The 19,412-nt window shown below is 63.4% G+C and carries 16 protein-coding genes; 8 read left to right on the top strand and 8 right to left on the bottom strand.

Going from position 1 to position 19,412, the window contains the following annotated elements:
- Positions 1 to 198 precede the first annotated feature (198 nt).
- The 4 genes from IRI77_RS05630 (at position 199) to IRI77_RS05615 (ending at position 6,461) form a co-directional block, all read left to right on the top strand.
- Positions 199 to 2,328 carry an OmcA/MtrC family decaheme c-type cytochrome gene (locus tag IRI77_RS05630; protein WP_194451097.1) on the top strand — a complete coding sequence of 710 codons (2,130 nt, stop codon included), beginning with the start codon at positions 199 to 201 and terminating at the stop codon, positions 2,326 to 2,328.
- Between the two features lie 65 nt (positions 2,329 to 2,393).
- Positions 2,394 to 3,362 (top strand): DmsE family decaheme c-type cytochrome, encoded by a 969-nt coding sequence (locus IRI77_RS05625; RefSeq protein WP_194451096.1) that lies wholly within the window; start codon positions 2,394 to 2,396, stop codon positions 3,360 to 3,362.
- Entirely contained in the window at positions 3,359 to 5,356 is a 1,998-nt protein-coding gene (locus IRI77_RS05620) for a porin family protein (RefSeq protein ID WP_194451095.1), read from the top strand. Before IRI77_RS05625 ends, IRI77_RS05620 begins: the two co-directional genes overlap by 4 nt.
- Before the next feature lie 16 nt (positions 5,357 to 5,372).
- On the top strand, positions 5,373 to 6,461 hold the full coding sequence (locus tag IRI77_RS05615; protein ID WP_194451094.1) for a c-type cytochrome: 1,089 nt from the start codon (positions 5,373 to 5,375) through the stop codon (positions 6,459 to 6,461).
- An 87-nt stretch (positions 6,462 to 6,548) separates the two neighbouring features.
- Here the strand turns inward: IRI77_RS05615 and IRI77_RS05610 are convergent, their stop codons facing one another.
- The 6 genes from IRI77_RS05610 to IRI77_RS05585 all read right to left on the bottom strand — a co-directional run bounded on the left by IRI77_RS05610 (position 6,549) and on the right by IRI77_RS05585 (position 11,841).
- Entirely contained in the window at positions 6,549 to 7,343 is a 795-nt protein-coding gene (locus tag IRI77_RS05610; protein ID WP_194451093.1) for a hypothetical protein, read from the bottom strand.
- A 42-nt stretch (positions 7,344 to 7,385) separates the two neighbouring features.
- A complete protein-coding gene (locus IRI77_RS05605) occupies positions 7,386 to 10,040 on the bottom strand; it encodes an ABC transporter permease (RefSeq protein WP_228486611.1) in 2,655 nt (884 codons plus the stop codon).
- 5 nt (positions 10,041 to 10,045) lie between these two features.
- Positions 10,046 to 10,387, bottom strand: coding sequence for a PadR family transcriptional regulator (locus IRI77_RS05600; protein WP_194451092.1), 342 nt, complete (start codon positions 10,385 to 10,387; stop codon positions 10,046 to 10,048).
- A gap of 108 nt (positions 10,388 to 10,495) precedes the next feature.
- Positions 10,496 to 10,780, bottom strand: coding sequence for an anti-sigma factor family protein (locus IRI77_RS05595; protein ID WP_194451091.1), 285 nt, complete (start codon positions 10,778 to 10,780; stop codon positions 10,496 to 10,498).
- The gene (locus IRI77_RS05590; RefSeq protein ID WP_194451090.1) at positions 10,777 to 11,379 is read right to left on the bottom strand and encodes an RNA polymerase sigma factor; all 603 of its coding nucleotides are present in this window, start codon (positions 11,377 to 11,379) and stop codon (positions 10,777 to 10,779) included. The genes IRI77_RS05595 and IRI77_RS05590 overlap by 4 nt, the downstream gene beginning before the upstream one ends.
- Positions 11,380 to 11,400: 21 nt before the next feature.
- Positions 11,401 to 11,841: an OsmC family protein gene (locus IRI77_RS05585; RefSeq protein WP_194451089.1), complete on the bottom strand. Its 441-nt coding sequence runs from the start codon at positions 11,839 to 11,841 to the stop codon at positions 11,401 to 11,403.
- An 88-nt stretch (positions 11,842 to 11,929) separates the two neighbouring features.
- Here IRI77_RS05585 and IRI77_RS05580 point away from each other — a divergent pair, with 88 nt between their 5' ends.
- Genes IRI77_RS05580 through IRI77_RS05565 form a run of 4 tightly spaced genes read left to right on the top strand, consistent with a single transcriptional unit; the run spans position 11,930 to position 17,745 of the window.
- Positions 11,930 to 13,243 (top strand): TolC family protein, encoded by a 1,314-nt coding sequence (locus IRI77_RS05580; protein WP_194451088.1) that lies wholly within the window; start codon positions 11,930 to 11,932, stop codon positions 13,241 to 13,243.
- On the top strand, positions 13,230 to 14,390 hold the full coding sequence (locus tag IRI77_RS05575) for an efflux RND transporter periplasmic adaptor subunit (protein WP_194451087.1): 1,161 nt from the start codon (positions 13,230 to 13,232) through the stop codon (positions 14,388 to 14,390). Before IRI77_RS05580 ends, IRI77_RS05575 begins: the two co-directional genes overlap by 14 nt.
- Positions 14,387 to 17,560 (top strand): efflux RND transporter permease subunit, encoded by a 3,174-nt coding sequence (locus tag IRI77_RS05570; RefSeq protein WP_228486610.1) that lies wholly within the window; start codon positions 14,387 to 14,389, stop codon positions 17,558 to 17,560. The genes IRI77_RS05575 and IRI77_RS05570 overlap by 4 nt, the downstream gene beginning before the upstream one ends.
- On the top strand, positions 17,557 to 17,745 hold the full coding sequence (locus IRI77_RS05565) for a YgaP family membrane protein (RefSeq protein WP_194451086.1): 189 nt from the start codon (positions 17,557 to 17,559) through the stop codon (positions 17,743 to 17,745). The genes IRI77_RS05570 and IRI77_RS05565 overlap by 4 nt, the downstream gene beginning before the upstream one ends.
- 7 nt (positions 17,746 to 17,752) lie before the next feature.
- Here the strand turns inward: IRI77_RS05565 and IRI77_RS05560 are convergent, their stop codons facing one another.
- The gene (locus IRI77_RS05560) at positions 17,753 to 18,895 is read right to left on the bottom strand and encodes an AAA family ATPase (protein ID WP_194451085.1); all 1,143 of its coding nucleotides are present in this window, start codon (positions 18,893 to 18,895) and stop codon (positions 17,753 to 17,755) included.
- Positions 18,896 to 18,960: 65 nt separating this feature from the next.
- A complete protein-coding gene (locus tag IRI77_RS05555; RefSeq protein WP_194451084.1) occupies positions 18,961 to 19,407 on the bottom strand; it encodes a hypothetical protein in 447 nt (148 codons plus the stop codon).
- Between the last annotated feature and the right edge of the window lie 5 nt (positions 19,408 to 19,412).

The raw sequence follows: 19,412 nt of genomic DNA, 5'->3' as shown, positions 1-19,412 counted from the left end.
TTTCACCCAAGCCGGACGATAGAGTCCGCTGTAGAGAATTCCTGCAAAAAACCTATCTTGTTGATTTCAGATATGTTACTCGTAAGTCAATAAACTGATTAAGTTTGGCCTGGATCATGCTATGCAGATGCTGAGCCGTGTATTGCGGCAACGGCGGTCACGCTGTAGTGAGTGGAAATTATAGATAAGGAGAGCAACATGCGCTTGCATCAACGCTCCAAGGGCTGGATGAAGTGGACTCTCGTGGTGATGGTGCTGTTAGCATCCACCGCGCTGGTCAGCTCCACCAAACCGCCCTTCACTGAGCGGAACAAGGCATTCTACGCGGATGAAGCTTTGGTGAACTTCGTCCGTCCAGGCCTTGTATTCACGATCGTGAGTCATGAGATTGCGTCCGACGGCACCGTGAAGGTTCGGTTCAAGATGACCGATCCCAAGGGCGCCGCCCTGGAACGCGAAGGAATCAATACGCCGGGCGCAGTCAGCGCCAGCTTTATCCTGGCCACGATTCCGAACAACAACAAGTTCTATCAGGCCTACACAACCCGCCTGAAGACCAGCACCTACGCCCCGACGGCCGGCAAGCAGGCCCGTCAGGCCGGTGCCGATGCCGGCGGATCGTTCGCGAAGGTCGCCGATGGCGAATACGTCTATACCTTCGGGACGAAGCTGCCTTCGGGCTATGACAAGACCGCCACGCACACGATCGCTGTGTACGGCAGCCGCAACCTGACCGAATTCGACCTGGGCACCAACTATGCCAGCGCCACCTACAGCTTTGTGCCGGACGGTACGGCTGTGAAGAAGGTCCGCGACGTCATCAGCACCTCCTCCTGCAACAAGTGCCATGACGACCTGTCCTTCCATGGCGGCTCCCGCAAGGGCGTCGAGCTCTGCGTGATGTGCCATGCACCGGGCTACACCCTGGGCACCACCACCGTGCAGAACACCAACCCGGAAACCGACAACACGATCGACCTGACCCAGATGGCTCACAAGATCCATGCCGGCAGCAGCCTCGCCAGTGTCGTGGCGGGCGGCAAGTATCAGATCATCGGTTTCGGCAATGCCGTCAGCGACTTCTCCGACGTCAACATGCCGTCGAAGCCCAACAACTGCCAGTGGTGCCACGAGCAGAAGAACACCGCCACGCAGAAAGACGCCTGGCTCACCCAGCCCTCCCGCGCCGCTTGCGGAGCCTGCCATGACACGGTGAACTTCACCACGGGCGCCGGCCACGTCGGTCTGCCCCAGGCCACTGACAACCAGTGCTCCACCTGCCACATCCCGCAGGGCGAAATCGACTTCGACGCTTCCATCAAGGGCGCGCATGTGGTCGAACAGGCCTCCTCGCTCACCCGCGGCGCCGTCGTGAAGATCCTCAGCATCGACAACGCCAAGCCGGGCCAGAAGCCGGTTCTCACCGTCTCCCTGAAGGATCGCTCCGGCGCCGACATGGACATCAAGGAACTCATCCCTGGCGCAGGCCGCGGCCGTCTGGCCTTCACCCTCGCCGGTCCCACCACCGACTACGGCACCGGCATCGGCGCCACCGGCACCAACGGCTATGTGCAGGACAACATTACTGTTACCAGCATGACCGGTGGACCGGGCACCTATAAGTACACCTTCAGCACGGCCATCCCGGCCGACGCCAAGGGCACCTGGGTGTTCGCCGCCGAAGGCCGCTCGGATGAAACCATCCTCTCCGGCACGCAGAAGCAGCGCACCTACGAAGTCAATATCCCCAATGATATGAAGTACTTCTCCGTCGATGGCACGGATGTTGTCACCCGCCGCCACATCGTGGAAACGGCCACCTGCAACAACTGCCACTACAACCTGTCCCTGCATGGCGAAAACCGCAATGAGATCCAGAATTGCGTGATCTGCCACAACCCCAACATGACCGACGCCGCCCGCCGTCCGGCTGCCCAAGCCCCGAACGAGTCCATCAGCATGGCCTCGATGGTGCACCGCATCCACACCGGCAAGGAACAGCCGCGTGATTTCACCATCTACGGCTTCGGCAACTCCGCCAACAACTTCAACGATGTCGGGTTCCCTGAGCCCGCTTCCGTCACCAACTGCAACATGTGCCACTCCACCAACACGCAGAACGCGCCGGCAATCGGCGTACTGCCTGTCCAGGATCCGAGAGGCTGGCTGAGCCCCGTCGGTACGACGTCGGCTGCCTGCCTGAGCTGCCACGCGAGCAAGGATGCCGCGTCGCATGCCCTGGCCAACACCACCACGCTGGGTGAAAGCTGCGGGACCTGTCACGGGCCCAGCGCTGAATTCGCCGTCAGCAAGGTGCACGCTCAGTAAGGTAAAACTCAATTACGGGCAGGTCTCGCAAGGGGCCTGCCCCTTTTCTCAGATCGGGAGAACTCATGACTTTCCGGTTATTGCCGTGGACCGCGGCCGTGGCGCTGTCGGTTTTGGCGGCGGGTGCGTCACAGGATCAGAAGCCGCCGGACAAATCCGCGGCGCAGCAGGATGCAAAGCCTGCCGCGCCCGCGAAAAAAGAATTCATAGGGTCGGAGACCTGCGCGGGTTGTCACGAGGACATCAGCACTGCTTTTAAAAAGAATCCTCATTCCATCCTCGAAACCAACAAGAAGCGCGGTTGGGAGACCAAAGCCTGCGAATCGTGTCACGGACCGGGGTCGGTCCACGCCGAGACCAATTCGGCCGACGACATCCGCAGCCCGAAGCAGATGAAGCCCTCGGCGATCGACGCCATGTGCCTCAACTGCCATAAGAATCAGCAGACACACGTAGGCCGGTTGCAGAGCAGCCACGCCCGCAACAACGTACCTTGCACCTCCTGCCACAACATGCACAAGCAGGGCGAGGAGTCGAGCGAGTACCAGTTCAAGCGGGCCGCCGGCATCAATCAGAAGTGCTCCAGCTGCCATCGTGATGTGGCCGCCAGTTTCGCCAAGCCCAATCATCACCGCATCCCGGAAGGCGCCATGAGCTGCACCGGTTGCCACAACCCGCATGCCAGCAACCTGAACCGCAACCTGCGGCTTTCGGGTGGAAATGAGCCGGGTTGCTTTGCCTGCCATGCCGACAAGCGCGGCCCGTTCGTCTTCGAACACGCGCCCAGCCGCAATGAACCCTGCGCCACCTGCCACGAACCGCATGGATCCTCCAATCCGCGCATGCTCAAGCGGGCTGAAGTCGCCCCGTTGTGCCTGGAATGCCACTCCAATATCCAGTCACCCCCGGCGGCCACGACGGTGGGCGGAATTCCTCCGGCGCTGCACGACATGCGCAGCCCGCGGTTCCGCAACTGCACCACCTGTCATCAGAAGATCCACGGTTCGAACGTGAATGGGGCGTTGCTGCGATGAGAATCTGGCTGGCATTACTTCTGCCGCTGACGCTTCTGGCGCAGGAGTCTGCCGACAAAAAGGAAGCGACGACCGAAAAGAAAGACGAGAAGGCGGCCGCTGAATCGCCGCAGCCTCAAAAAGAGAAGGAACTCACCGGGTATATCGACGTCGGCGCACGCTGGGTCGGGCGCGCCGGCGACTTCAATACCTATCGCAGCCTGGTCAACCTCAGCCAGGGCACCCGCCTGCTGGGCATGGATATCGGCTATGAACCGGCGGCCAACCGCCTGTTTACCAGCCTGCGCATCCAGGGCTACAACTGGGGCGGCGATCCTTACAATACGGCCCGCTTCGACCTGCAGAAACGCGGCATCTACCGCTACGTCGGCAGCTACTCGAACATCGCCTACTACAACTACCTGCCCTCTTTCGCCGATGTCACCGCGAACAAGGGTGTCTACATGAACCAGCGTTCCTACGACACCACGCGCCGCAACTTCGAGAACGAGCTCACCTTGTTCCCGGGCGCCCGCATCATGCCCTACCTGGGCTACTCGCGCAACTCCGACAGCGGCAACGGCATCACCACGCTGGTCGCCGACATGAACGAGTATCCGCTGCGCAATCTCATCACCTGGGGCATGAACGAAGTGCGCGGCGGCGTCCGCATCGAAATGAACCGCTGGCACGTGACGCTGGAAGAAGGCGGCACGAACTTCAAGGACGACCAGGGCGTCTACTCCACCGAGAAGCTCACCGGCAACCGCACCAGCCCCTATCTGGGCCAGTCGCTTTACCTGCTGAGCGGAGCCCAGTACTACCGCGTCCGCGGCAATGGCGCCTATACCAAGGTGCTGCTCACCGCCAATCCGTGGAACTGGCTCGACCTCTCCGGCACACTCGTCCGGACCGCCCCCAAGACCTACGCCACCTACAACGACACGTTGAAAGGCAGCCTGGTTTCGGGTGACGATCCCCTGCTGATCATCCCGCAGATCACCGACTCCTATTACGGCAACGTCCGCATGCCGCACACCTCGGCCAATGCCAGCGCCGAGGTCCGGCCCATGGAACGGCTGCGCGTCCGCACCACCTGGGAGACCGACCGTTTCCACACCAGCGGCAGCGGCGTCCTCACCACCTCCTACTTCCTCACCACCACGGCCGCCACCGGCACACCGGTTACCGGCACCGATGGCGAGCGCCTCGATGTCACCCGCAACCGGCAGCAGGTGGAAGCGCTCTACGACATCTCGAAGAAGTACACCGTTCGCGGCGGCTACCGCTACGAATGGGGCAGTGTCATCCTCAAGGCCAACCAGTTCATCACCGACAATCCCACTGAGCGCGGCGAACTGCAGCGCCACGTCGGCTTGTTCGGCTTCCTCGCCCGGCCCGTCACCCGGTTGACCCTCACCGGCGACTTCGAACTGGCCGACGGCGTGAAAACCTACTACCGCAGTGGCCTGATGGACACCAAACGCATCAACCTCCAGAGCCGCCTCAGCTTGCCCAAGAGCCTGTTCTTCAACCTGCTCTACAGCCGGTTCGACAACAAGAACCCAACCACGGGCATCAATCTCGACGCGACTTCCCAGGCGACTTCGGCCAACCTGCAATGGATGCCGAAAGACGGCAAGCGCATCAGCATCATCGCGGACTACACCCGCTCCACCATCAAGAGCGACTTCAACTACCTCTATCCCCTGGGGCTCTTTCCGGTTCAATCGCTCTACCGCGACAACGCGCACAGCGGCACGCTCATGGCCGACTTGCGATTGCCGCTCGGCAGGAACTACAGTGGACATCTGACCTTTGGCGGCTCATTCGTCACGACGGCGGGCACCCGCCCGTCGAACTACTATCAGCCGCAGGGCCGCATCCAACTCCCCGTGACACCCAAGCTGGAGTTCTTCTCGGAGTGGAAGTACTATGGGCTGCATCAGCCTAACTACTACTACGAAGGCTTCCGCTCGAACATGTTCACAGGCGGCGTGCGGTTCGTGATGTAAGGACCGGAGGAGCACAATGAAGCGAATCTTAATAGGGTTGGTCGCCGGCGCGGTCATCTCGCAGGCAGCCGTCCTGGTGGGCGACTCCTCGCGCGGCGCGGCGCTCTTCAAAAGTCAAAACTGCGAAACCTGCCATAGCATAAACGGCGAAGGCGGAAAAATGGCTCCGGATCTGGGCAAACGCGCCAGCCGGGGCTACTCCCCCGCCGATCTGGCGGCCCTGATGTGGAATCACGCGCCCCAGATGTGGTCTGCCATGGAAAAGGCGAACCTGACCAAGCCCAAGCTGGACAGCCAGCAATCGGCCGATCTGTTCGCTTACTTCTTTGCCGCCCGCTACTTCGAGAAGAAGGGCGACGCCGGCCGCGGCCGCCAGCTTTTCGTCTCCAAGGGCTGCGCGGAATGCCACAACATCACCTCCACCAACGGGCTGGGCGGCACACCGGTCATGAAGTGGGCATCGGTTACCGATCCCATCGAACTGGCTCGCCAGATGTGGAACCACTCGCCCAAGATGCGGGACACGATGGGCGCCAAGGGCATGAAGATGCCCATCCTCACCGCCCTGGAGATGAACGACATCGCGGTCTATCTCCAGAACCTCCCGCAGACGAAGAACCTCAAGCCGGAGTTCGCGCCGGCCTCGCCGACCACGGGCGAAACCCTGTTCCAGGCCAAGGGCTGCATCGGCTGCCACGTCGGCGAAAACAGCCTGGCGAAGAAGTCCTCCATGCGCACGGCCAGCGAATTCGCCGCGTCGATGTGGAACCACTCTTCCAAAATGAAGCAGCAGTCCGAACTGTTGCCCGAAGAGATGCGCCGCCTGGTCGGCTACATCTGGGCCCTGCAGTTCGCCACCGATGACGGCCTGGCTGCCCGCGGCCAGAAGGTCTTCGAAGCCCGCGGCTGCGGCAACTGCCACGACAAGGGCCTGGCGCCGAAACTGGCGATGGGCGAACGGGCCAACTCTTACGAGATGATCTCGGTCCTCTGGGGCCACGGCCCGTCCATGCAAAAGCAGATGGCGAGCCAGGGCATCAAATGGCCGCGATTCGAGAACACCGACATGTCGGACCTGCTGGCGTATCTCCGGACGCGCCGCTAGTCCGTCAACATTCAGTCTGAAGAAGGGTGGGGCCTACGCTCCGCCCTTTTCCTATTCCTGCCGTTCCACCCGCCGCATGCCTCGCTCCTAACGCTGCACCTGGTGCAGATTCAACAGCGCCATCCCGTTACCCGGTTCCACCAGCAACTGCCACGCCAGCTTCCGTTTACTGGTTTCGATCAGGCGGCGCAGGACCGATCGCGCGGGCCCGCCCATGGGCGCCAGGGGTAACTGCGTCTGGCCCAGCAGGTTGAGCGGCGCCGAGCCAAGTCCCACCGGCCGGCCGGCCGCCTTACTGAGTGCGGCGGTGAACTCCTGCAAGGCGCGATCGAAAGTCCGTGGCCCGGCGGGCAAAGTGATCCGGGTGTCCATCACCGACGAGCGCATAACGAATTTGCAATTCCCGTCGAGGAAGCCCGAAGGAATCAGGTCGAAGCTCCCGCCCATTTCCATAAACGTGTAATTCCGGCCGATGTACTTGCGCGCGGCTTCGACCACCCGGCTGACGATGGCGCGTCTTTCTGACGCTGTCGGTGGATCCACCGGCTGGATGAAAGTCGGCTCAAACCGGACAGGCTTCAGGACTGGAACTCGAGCCGCGTTCCCTGCGATTGATTTGGCTTGCGCGGTGACATTGGTTATTTCCTGCGGGCAGTAGCTCGGCGGATCTTCGTAGTTGATTTGCCATCCATATTGCACTTCCAGGGCCTCGGCCGCTGCCGCCAGCGGCCTGCCGCTTTCCAGCTGGATCCGCATCTGGTCGCCATAACGACCGATTCTGGGCGCCATTCCGGATTGGCCCGGCAGGGCTGCGCCCAGGAAAATACTAAACATCCACGCCGTAAAGATAGATTTCGGGCTGATGTGGTGAATGGAGAACATTCCGGACAGCCTCTCTGCTGGTCAACAGAATAACCCCATTTCTTATTCGTGTCGCAGTGTATTTGCCGGATCCAGCCTTAAAATTCGCGCCGCCGGAGCCAGGCTCGCCGCCACCGCCACTAATATCAGGCCCAAAGCCACCGCCCCCAGCGTCAGCGGATCAGTCGTCGTGACGCCCCAAAGCATGCTGCGCAGCACCCTCGTCGCCGCCATTGCGCCCAGCAATCCAATCGAAAGGCCTGCCAGTGTCAGCCAGAATCCAGGCAACACCACCGAACTCACCGCCTGGCCGAACGTAGCCCCCAGCGCCATGCGAATGCCCAACTCCCGGGTCCGCTCCAGCACACTGCCCGAGATCAACCCATACAGGCCGATCCCCGACAACAGCAGCGAGAGCGCCGCCAGCCCGGCCAGCAGCGACATCATGAAGCGCTCCATCGCCAGCGTCCCGGCGCGCACCTCGTCCATTGCCTTGAAACCGGAGATCGGCAGCAGCGGATCCACCGCCGCCGCGGCCTGCTCCATGCCGGCCTTCAGCGCGGCGGCGCGGCCAGTGCCCCGCACCACCCAGTGCGGAGCAAACCAGTTGTGCGCCAGGTCCATGATCTTCGCCGGAGCCTGCTCCGATGAGACGTAGATGAAAGGCACCTGCCCGAAGGGCCCGAACTGCCCCCAGCCCGCGGCCGACTGCACATTGCCCACGACCCCCACTACCTCAACCTGCTGCTGGCCCAACGAGAAGTGGCTGCCCACCGCCTCCTGTTCGCGGAAGTACGCAGCCGCAAACGCGTCATTGATCACCGCCACAGGCGCCGTCGACGCCGAATCGGAATTCTGCAAAACTCGCCCCCGCCGCAGCGGAATTCGCAGCGTCTCAAAATAAGACGGCGTCACGTAAGTGAAATTCGTGATCTCCGTGCGGCCCTGTTCCCGAGCCGCCGGCCCATCCAACCGGTGAAAGCCCACGTTCAATGCACCCTCGAACGGCAGGCTCAACGTCACCGCGGCCGACTCCACGCCCGGAATCTGCCGCATCCGTTCCAGGCCAGTCCGGAACAGCCGCCCCACGGCCACCGGATCCTTATACCGCGCATCCTGCAACGAGAAACTCGCTGTCAGCACACGGTTTGGATCAAAGCCGGGATCCAGGCCCCGCAGATGCGCGAAGCTCCGCAGCAGCAGTCCGGCCGAGACCAGCAGGATCACACCCAACGCGACTTCCGTCACCACCAGGAACCGCTGCGGCCAGTGATTCGCCCGCCCCGCGTGCCCCCGGCTGCCGCCCTGGATCAGGTTCCCGTGGATGTCGATCCGGCTGAAATGCAGCGCCGGAGCCAGTCCGAACACCAGGCTGGTCAACAGCGAGAGGCCCAAGGTCGCGGCCAGTACCCGCATATCCACCTGCACCGGTTGCCACACCGGGAACAGGTCGCCGGCCAGTTTCTCCAGGCCCGAAAGGGCGAAGTACCCCATCGCGAGCCCCAGCAAACCGCCCGCCGCCGAAACCAGAACACTCTCCGTTAGCAGTTGCCGCACGACCCCGGCCCGGCCACAGCCCAGGGCCAGCCGCGTCGCCAGTTCCCGCGATCGGCTACCCGCGCGGGCCAGCAGCAGGCTGGCGATGTTCACGCAGGCAATCAAAAGCACCATGCCCACCGCGCTCCACAGGATTAGCAGCGGAGTGCGGATGTCCCGCGTGAAACTGGCCTGCAGCGGGAATGCAATCAGACGATACTCTTCCACCTGATTCGTCCGGCGTGTGCGCGGCCGGGCAGCCCAGATCGCCGCCAGTTGCTGCTGGACGGCCGCCCATGACAGGCTTTCCGGCAGCCGCGCGATCACATGGTAGTTCGTACCCTCCCCTTCCCCGCCTGTACTCGGTTTGAGGGGCGTCCAGACATCCACCACGGAGTTTGTCCGGAAATCCGCCGGCATCACGCCCACCACCTGGTGCGGCTCGCCGCGCAGATGGATCGTCTTGCCCGTGACACCCGGATCACCTGCGAATACCCGCTGCCACAGAGCATGGCTGATCACCGCCACCTGCTGGCCGCCCACCCGGTCTTCGTCCGCTGAAAACTCGCGGCCCACCCTCGGAGCCACGCCCAGCACCCGGAAGTAACCGCTGCCCACCCTCTGCTGCCTTGCGAACTCCGCCCGGTTCTGCCCCGGGAACGCCAGGTTGATGCCCGTCACTGAGGCGCTATACACCGCCTTGTCCAAGCCCGGCGAACCATCCCGGATCAGCTCCCAGATCCGTCCGTTCACCGCCGTGATCAGCCCGCCGCCCTGCCCCCGATACTCCAGCGAGACCTGGGCCAGCCGGTCCGCCTGGGGATACGGCAGCGGCCGCAGCAGCAGCGAGTCGACAATGCTGAAGATCGCCGTATTCGCGCCAATGCCCAGCGCCAGCGTCAGCACCGCGGTGCAGAAGAATCCAGGGCTCCGCCGCAAGGCCCGCGCGGCATAGCGAACGTCGCGCACCAGCGTCTCCAACGGCTGGATCGTATTCATCTCGCGGATCTCCTCCTGCACCAGTTGCCGGTTGCCGAACTTGCGCTGCGCCGCCGCCCGCGCCTCGTCCGGAGCCATCCCGCGCTCGACATTCTCCGCCGTCTCGATCTCGATGTAGCAGTCGATCTCTTCCGCCCGCTCGCGCGCCCACCGGGCCCGCCGGAAATACTTCATCCAGCCCATAGCCGTCACTCCTCCACTGGCCGGATCACGCGCTCCACGGCCCGCGCCAGTTGCGTCCAGCGATCCGTCTCCGCCACCAGTTGCTTACGCCCCGCCGGAGTCAGCCGGTAGTAGCGCGCCTTGCGATTATTTTCCGAGGTGCCCCAGAACGAGGCGATCCAGCCGCGATCCTCCAGCCGGTGCAGCGCCGGATACAGCGACCCGTGCTCCACCTGCAGCACCTCCTCGGACCGGTGCTCGATCACATGGGCAATGGTATGGCCATGGGCCGGCCCCATCACCAGGGTCTGCAGGATCAGCATGTCCAGGGTGCCCTGGAGCATATCGGGCGTGTCGCGCTTCGGCATGGTCTAGTGGCGATCATACTCCACTAGACGTTCGACCGGAAGACGCCAACTTGTAAATTGTGAGGCCCTGGAATCAGGACTTTAGAGAATTCAATGATCGAGGGGACGCTACGCGTGATGACGCCGGGCCAGCGCCGCCTGCCAGGCCGATTTCAGCCGTTGCTCCAACTCCGGAGGCACCGGACCGCACTCTTCCCTGCCCTGGAATTGCCGCTCCGCGGCCACACACCGCTTCAGGCTCTGCAGGAACTCGACGCACGGCGGACAGTCGGCGATGTGCGCTTCCACCTCCTGGCACTCGACCGCGTCCAATTCCCCATCGACGTATTCAGAGAGTTTCGCGAACACTTCCAGGCAGGCTGGATCGCGCTTGTCGTGTTGGTGCGTCGTCATTGCGCCTTCTCCACATACGCCGCCAGGCTCTTGCGCAGCGCAAGCCGCCCGCGGTGCAGCCTCTGCTTCACCGTATCCTCTGTCAGGTCCAGCACTTCCGCCGTATCCGCCGTAGACAGGTCTTCCACGTCGCGCAGCAGCACCACAGACCGGTATGTATCCGGCAACGCCCGCATAGCCCGCTCCAACTCCTCACTCAACTCCTGGCGCAGCACCCGCCCCTCCGGCAGTTCGGACGTATCCGCCACCTGGATGGGACGGTCCCCCTCCTGGCCCGGCAGCAGTTCGTCCAGCGACAACTCCCGGTCCGGCGCGAACACGCTCTTGCGCCTCTTCATGAGGCAGTAGTTCTTCGCGATCCGGAAGACCCAGGCCTTGACGCGCTCCGGATCCTCCAACTGGTCGAAGCTCTCGAAGATCTTCAGCAGCGTGTCCTGCGCAACCTCTTCCGCATCCTCCCGCTGGCCGCACATCAGCCAGGTGTACTGAAAAATCCGGTGCTGGAAACTCTCCACGAACGGAGTAAAGGCCGACTCGTCGCCGGCCAGCAACCGCCGCGCCCATTCCACTTCCGGAGCAATCCGGCTAACTGTCGTCACGCCCTTATCTTACTTGCTCATTCAGCGGCTTGCCGGACTAAGCTCCTCAACAACCGGCGATACCGTGGACCCCGTCCGAATCTCCACGGCAATCGCCGGCGTGGCCAGCATGGTGTTCTTGATCAGGCATTTCTCCGCCGAACGACGGAGTCCTTCAACGTCCTTCTCTTCAAACACGCCCGGCACCTCAATCCCAATCACAAACTGGTCCAACCGCGCCGGCGCCTTCGCCTTCTCCGCCGTGATCTTCACGCGCAAACCCGCGCTCTCCAGCTTGCGGACATTCAGATACTGTACTGCGTAATACCCAGCGCAAGTGGCCAGTGAAGCCAGCAACAGCTCCGGAGGAGTCATGCCCTCATCCGCCCCGCCGTTGTCCAGCGGCTGATCGCAGATAATCTTGTGCCCGCGAGCTTCGGCCTCAAACTGCGCATCGCCTAAATAGTTGACAGTAAGTTCCATATAAACGCCTTCATCAGCAAAGATGCAGCCAAACGGCGAAGGTGACATGTCACCGGGCGAGGAAAATCGCATCATTTCTGACGTGCGAATGAGAATCGTCTTTCTTTCGATCGCGGCCGCTCTCGGCGCCCGGGCGCAGGATCCCCTCAGCCTTCGCGATGCCGTCAAGATGGCCCTCGCGAAACATCCCGCCGTGGAAGCAGCCTCAGCCCGGATCCAGGCCGCCGGAGCCCGTGTCGACCAGGCGCGCGGAGGCCTCATGCCGCAGGTCCGCTACACCGAAATGTTCCAGTCGGGCAACAACCCTGTCTACGTCTTCGGAGCCCTGCTCACCCAGCGCCAGTTCACCGCCAACAACTTCGCCCTGGGCTCCCTCAATCGTCCGGATCCTCTCAACAATTTCCAGTCCACGGTCACCGCCGAACAATTGCTCTACGATTTCGGCGGCTTACGCAAAACCATCCATGCCGCGGAATTGGGCCGGAAAATCTCGGAAGAAGAGAAAAAGTCGGCGGAGTTGATGCTGGCCGCCGGCACCGCTCGCGCCTATCACGGCGTCACCTTGGCCTCCGAAGGGCTCACCGTCGCCCGCGAAGCCCTCAAGACCGCCGAAGCCGACCAGGCCCGCGCCGAAACCATCCGCGCCGCCGGCATGGCCACCGACGCCGATGTCCTCTCGATTAAGGTGCACGTCGCCTCCATGCGCGAGCAGGTCATCCGCCGCCAGGCCGACCTGCGCATCGCCCAGGCCTCCTTGAACGACGCGCTCGGCCTGCCGCTCGACACCCAGCACAAACTCACCACCGAACTCACGCCCGCCGGTGCTGCCCTCAAAACCGAAGCCGTCCGCCGGCCGGAGATCGAGATGGCCCGTTTAGGCCAGGAAGCCGCCACCGCCCAGGCCGCCGCCGCCAAGGCCGGCTACTGGCCCCAGTTCTTCCTGCGCGGAGCTTTCGAAGCCGACCGCCAGAACTTCGCCACGAAGGGCGGAGCCAACTGGATGTTCGCCGCCGGCCTGAAGTGGACCCTCTTTGACGGTAATCGCACCCGAAACGCCGTAGCCGAGGCCCAGTCGATGTCTCATGCCGCTGCCGCCGGCCAGCGCCAGGTGCAGAGTGCCGTCCAACTGGAAGTCCGCCGCGCCCAGGCCGAGTTCGACTCCGCTACTGAGCGCATCCAGGTCACCGACGCCACCATTGCCCAGGCCGAGGAGAGCCTCCGCATCCTGCGCAACCGCTACTCGAATGGCCTCGCCACCGTCACTGACCTCCTGCGCGCCCAAACCGCCCTCCTCGACGCCAAGATGCGCCGCCTGGGCTCGATCTATGAACAACGTCTGGCGGCCGTCGCCGTGGAGCAGGCCGAAGGAATTCTGAATGGAGATTCGAATGTTCTGCAGTAACCCGACCAAGCTGGCGGCCCTCGGTCTGGCCGCCCTGTGGCTCACCGGCTGCGGTGGAGACAAACCGGCCGCGAAGAAGGCCGATGATACCCCGGCCGTCAAGGTGAGCGTCATCCGTACCGCCCAGGAGGCCATGCCGGACGAGTACGTGGCCACCGGCACCGTGAAAGCCCGCACCACCTCCGTCCTCTCCGCCCGCGTCATGGGCTACATCCGCGAACTCAAGCCGCAGGCCGGAGACACCGTCAAGGCCGGGCAGGTGGTCGCCGTCATTGAGGCCAAGGAGATCGAAACCAGTGTCCGCCAGGCCGAGGCCGCCCGCGAAGAGGCCCGCGGAGCCATTCCCGAGGTCGACAACGCCATCGCCGCCGCCAAGGCCCAACTCGATCTCGCCGCCTCCACCCTGGGCCGCATGAAGAGCCTCTTCGATCAGAAATCCATCACGCCCCAGGAGTTCGACGAAGTCTCCGCCCGCCACCGCATGGCCCAGGCCAACTACGAAATGGCCAAGGCGAAACGAATCCAGCTCGACCAGAAGATCAAGCAGGCCGGGGAGGCCGTCGCCCAGGCGTCGGTCATGCGTGGCTACACGGAGGTGACCGCGCCCTTCAACGGCATCGTCATTGAACGCAAGGCCGAGCCCGGCATGCTCGCCGCGCCCGGCATGCCGCTGCTGGTCGTCGAACAGGCCGGCAGCTACCGTCTCGAAGCCTCAGTGGAAGAGGCCCGCCTCGCCACAATCCGCCCCGGCCTCGCCGTCAAAGTGGACCTCGAGTCGATGGACCACCCCCTCGACGCCCGCGTGGAAGAGATCGTCCCCGCCATGGATCCCGCCTCCCGCTCGTTCACCGTCAAAATCGGACTCGCCAGAGCCGGCACCCTCCGCAGCGGCATGTTCGGCCGCGCCCGCTTCGCCCAGGGCTCCAAACAAGCCCTGACGATCCCCGTGATGGCCCTCATGGAGCAAGGCCAGGTCCAGCGCGTCTTCGTCGTCGACAACGGCATCGCCCGCGGCCGCCTCATCACCACCGGAGCCCGCACCGAAGGCCGCGTCGAAGTCCTCAGCGGCCTCCAGCCCGGGGAAGCCGTCGTCTCCCCCGCCCCCACGAATCTGGCCGACGGCGGCAAGGTCGAGGTACGCCCGTGAGCGAGACACCCAAGTACGGTCTGGCCGGCCGCCTGGCCCACGGCTGGATCAACTCCAAACTGACGCCGCTCCTCATCGGAGCCTCGCTCCTGATGGGCGTCTTCTCCGTCATCATGCTGCCGCGCGAAGAGGAGCCCCAGATCATCGTCCCCATGATCGACGTCATGGTGGGCATGCCCGGAGCCAGTGCCCGCGAAGTGGAAGAGCGCGTCACCAAGCCCATGGAGAAACTGCTGTGGGAGATCCCCGGAGTCGAGTACATCTACTCCACCTCCTCCACCGGCATGTCCATGGCGATCGTGCGCTTCAAAGTGGGCGAGGACGAAGAGAAAAGCATCGTCAAGCTCAACCAGAAGATGCACTCGAACTACGACCTCATCCCGGCCGGAGCCACGCAACCCCTGGTCAAGCCGCGCTCCATCGACGACGTCCCCATCCTGGCCCTGACCCTCCACTCCGCCCGCTACAACGACTTCGAATTGCGGCGCGTCGCCGCCCAGGTTCACGACACCATCAAACAGGTCAGTGACGTCAGCGAAGTGACGATGCTCGGCGGCCAGCGCCGCGCCCTCAAGGTCACCCTCGACGCAAACCGCCTCTCCGGCTTCAACCTGTCTCCGCTGCAGGTGCTGGGCGCCATCGGCCAGTCCAACCAGAAACTGCCCGCCGGCCAGGCCGCCCAGGCCAACCGGGAGACCATCCTCGAAGCCGGAGCCTGGCTCAGGAACGCCCAGGACGCCGCCTCGCTGGTAGTCGCGGTCGCCAACGGCCGGCCCGTCTACCTGCGCGACGTCGCCACCGTGGAAGACACCGGCGAGGACCCCACCCAGTACGTCCAGTTCGCCTCAGCCGGCAAGTTCGAGCCCGCCGTCACCCTCTCCATCGCCAAGCGCAAGGGGATGAACGCCATCACCGTGGCTGACCATGTCATCGAACGCGTCGACGCCCTGAAAGGCGGCATGATCCCGAACGACGTCAGCGTCACCATCACCCGCAACTACGGCGAGACCGCGGCCGAGAAGTCCAACGAACTGCTCTTCCACATGGGCATTGCCGTCGTCTCGGTCAGCATTCTCATCGCCTTGGTCTTGGGCTTCCGTGAATCCCTCATCGTCTTCACAGCAATCCCGGTCACCCTCGCGCTCACCCTGACCGTCTTCTATCTGTACGGCTACACCCTCAACCGCATCACGCTCTTTGCGCTGATCTTCTCGATAGGCATTCTCGTCGACGACGCCATCGTGGTCGTCGAGAACATCGTCAGGCACACGCACCTGCCCTCGAATAACGGCCGGCCTCTGGCCGAGGTCGCCGTCGAGGCCGTCGACGAAGTCGGCAACCCCACCATCCTGGCCACCCTCACCGTCATCGCCGCCATCCTGCCCATGGCCTTCGTCGGCGGCCTCATGGGCCCCTACATGCGGCCCATCCCCATCGGCTCCACCGCCGCCATGATCTTCTCCATCATCGTGGCGTTCCTGGTCACGCCCTGGGCCGCCGTGCGCCTGCTGAAGACCGGTGAGTCGCACAGCGCGAACGAACCCGAAGACCGCTTCACCGCCTTCTACCGCCACGCAATGGACCGCCTGCTGCACGTGCCCGTCCTGCGCTATGGCTTCCTGCTGATGGTCGTGGTTCTCCTGCTCGGCTCCATGAGTCTCGTCTACTTCGAGTTCGTCAAGGTCAAAATGCTGCCCTTCGACAACAAGAGCGAGTTCCAGGTCATCATCGACATGCCCGAAGGCACGACGCTCGAGGACACCGCCCGCGTCACCCGCCAGTTAGCCGAAGCGACTTTCGCGCAGCCCGAGGTCGTCAACGTCCAGACCTACACCGGCACGGCGTCGCCCTACAACTTCAACGGCCTCGTCCGGCACTACTTCCTGCGCAGCGGCCCCAACATGGCCGACATCCAGGTCAACCTGCTGGGCAAGGGCGACCGCAAGCTCAAGAGCCACGAGATCGCGAAACAGGTCCGCGAGCGCCTGCTGCCCATCGCTCACGCCAACCACGCGCGCATCAAGGTGGCCGAGGTGCCGCCCGGACCTCCGGTCCTCCAAACCCTCGTCGCCGAAGTCTACGGACCCACGGCCGCCGGACGCGACCGCCTCGCCGCCGGCATCCTCAACATCTTCGACAAGACCCCCGGCGTCGTCGATGCCGACTGGTATGTCGAAGACCCTCAGCCCAAACAAATCTGGCAGGTGGATCGCGAAAAAGCCGCCCTCAACGGAGTCTCCACCGCCGACATCGCCCAGACCCTGCGCCTGGCCTCCGCCGGCATGTCCGCCGGCCTCCTGCACGTCGACTCCGCCAAGGAAGACATCCCCATCACCCTGCGGCTCGACCGCGCCACCCGCAGCGACTTCGACCGCCTCCGCAGCCTCAAAGTCGCGGGCCGCACCGGCAACCTGGTCGCGCTTTCTGAGTTGGTGCGAGTCGAGAACACCACCAGCGAGCGCAGCATCTATCACAAGAACCTGATGCCCGTCACTTACGTCACCGCCGACGTGGCCGGCATCATGGAGAGCCCGGTCTACGCTATCCTCAACCTCGGGCCGAAGATCGCCAAACTGCCCGTCGACGGCGGCTACGAGATCCAGCAGTACACCGCCCACCAGCCCTTCGAAGATTCGAAGTACTCCATGAAGTGGGACGGAGAGTGGCACATCACCTACGAGGTCTTCCGCGATCTCGGCCTGGCCTTCGCCGCTGTCCTGGTGCTCATTTACGTGCTGGTTGTGGGTTGGTTCCAGAGCTTCCTGACGCCGCTCATCATCATGGCCGCCATCCCGTTCTCGCTGGTGGGCATCCTGCCGGCCCATGGCCTGATGAACGCCTTCTTCACGGCCACCTCGATGATCGGCTTCATCGCCGGAGCCGGCATCGTCGTCCGCAACAGCATCATCCTCGTCGACTTTGTGGAACTGCGGTTGAAAGAGGGCATGCCCCTGGATAAGGCGGTGATCGACGCCGGAGCCGTACGCTTCCGCCCCATGATGCTCACCGCCGCGGCCGTGGTCGTGGGCAGCATCGTCATCCTGTTCGACCCCATCTTCCAGGGCCTGGCCATCGCGCTGATGGCCGGAGAAATCGCCTCGCTGACGCTGTCCCGCGTCACCGTCCCCATCGTCTATTTCATCGCCAACCGGAGGAGACAATCCGTATGACCGTCGACCGCTATCTGCGCATGATTGCCGGCTTTTTCGTGATGCTCAGCGTCGCGCTGGGCGTCTGGCACGACCCGCGCTGGTTCTACTTCACGGGCTTTGTGGGCCTGAACTTATTCCAGAGCGCTTTCACCAACTGGTGCCCCATGATTACCATCCTGCGCAAGCTCGGCGTGAAGGGCTAACTTGACCCTAGCGGCTGAACAGGCTCGACAACAGGCCCGCGGGCTTGGCCGGCGGCGCATTCACATCGCCCGCCAGGGCGGCGGCGAACTCCGAGAACGCCTTGCCCAACCGCGTATTCGGGGCCACAAACCGGCCCTCGGTTTGAGCCTTCCGGATGCTCGGGTAGTCGTTGGGCAGTCTCTTCAGAACCTGAATGCCCAGGATCTTCGCAATCTCGGCCGACGAAGGATCGCTCGTCTGCCAGCGGTTCACCAGCAGGCCGAAACGGTGATCTGGTACGCCCCAGCGGGTCAACTCTTCGCCTCTCTGCTGCGTCAGCCGCAGCGAGGGCACTTCCGTCGTGCAGACCAGGTACACCTTGCGCGAACGCCGCACCAGCTCGATCGAGGCCGGATTCACCAGCTCCGGCAGGTCCACCAGAATCGTGTCGTACAGGCCGCGCACGAAGTTCAGCAGTTGGAAGTATTGCGGCCAGCTCGGCTGCCGCGAATCCAGCGAGCGCGAGGAGAGCAGAAAATCCACGCCCTCGAACGTGACGGTGGAGGCCCGCAGTTTGAACTGGTCGATCTCGTCCGTGGAACCCAGCAGGGTCTGGATCGAACTGCTCAACTTGACGTCCAGCAGGATGCTGAGGATGCTGCTGCGCAGGTCCGCATCAATCACCAGCACTCGCTTCTTCTGATCGCGTGCCAGCGCCAGCGCCGTATTCAGCACCACCGTCGAGGCGCCGCTGCCTGCTTTCGAAGGCAGAAAACTGAAGAGATACTCTTCTGGCCCACCCTTCAGGCTGACCAGAGAACAGTGGATGGCCTCGCTCAGCTCTTCCGTAGTGAACGATTCTCCCAGCACTGTGGTGAACCCTGCATCCCTTGCCGGCTGCATCATCGCCGGCGCGCAGCCAACCCCAATCACCGGCATGCCCGCATCGATCCCCTTGATCGTCGAGCAGCAATGCAGGGCCAGCTCGCCGCTGCCCACGTCAATCAGGATCACCTCGGGCGCCGAGGCGTGCACGATTCTCGTCAGTTCGTAAGGGGCGGGGACACTCGGGTACTCCCTCACCAGTTGCAACAACCGGGTGTCGGCAGCCAAAGCTCGAATGTACGGCGAGCGCTCCGGGCTGGCCTGAATGATGACTGTGGTGAACATCTGACGCTCCGGGGATACTTTCCCGCTCTATCCCTATATCGGCGGTTCCCGCCAGAGACTTTGCATCAGAATTCGGATATGTTCGTCCTACACTCGACAGTCAAGTCCAACACCCGCTGCCGCCGCTCTTCCGATAGCCCCTCTCTTCGCCCGGCGATCGCGTACTCCTCCACCGCTTCCTCCCATCGCCCGGCCCGCTGCAGGACATACCCCAGCAGAATATGCGGCTCCGCCCACGCCTCATCCAATCGTGTCGCCTCGTGGCACCAGGTCTCCACCGCCCGGAAGTCCTTAAATGCATAAGCCAGCCACGCCAGCCGCAGCGTCACCGCGGCCGTTTCCCGGTCTCGCGCCACCTGCTCCTCCAGGTACGCATAGGCGACATCCAGCCGGTTTTCGCCAATCAACCGCAGCCCGAAGTCTTCCGGCAACGCCCACGAGACGGACGTGAAGTCCTTACTCAAACAGATCAGGCAGACCGCCTCCGCCTCCGGCCGTGGCATCTGGCACATGCAAC

It is taken from the genome of Paludibaculum fermentans, from assembly GCF_015277775.1.
Classification (GTDB): domain Bacteria; phylum Acidobacteriota; class Terriglobia; order Bryobacterales; family Bryobacteraceae; genus Paludibaculum; species Paludibaculum fermentans.
Note: the sequence above shows the minus strand (reverse complement) of the source record. Positions and strands in the feature narration are given on the sequence as shown.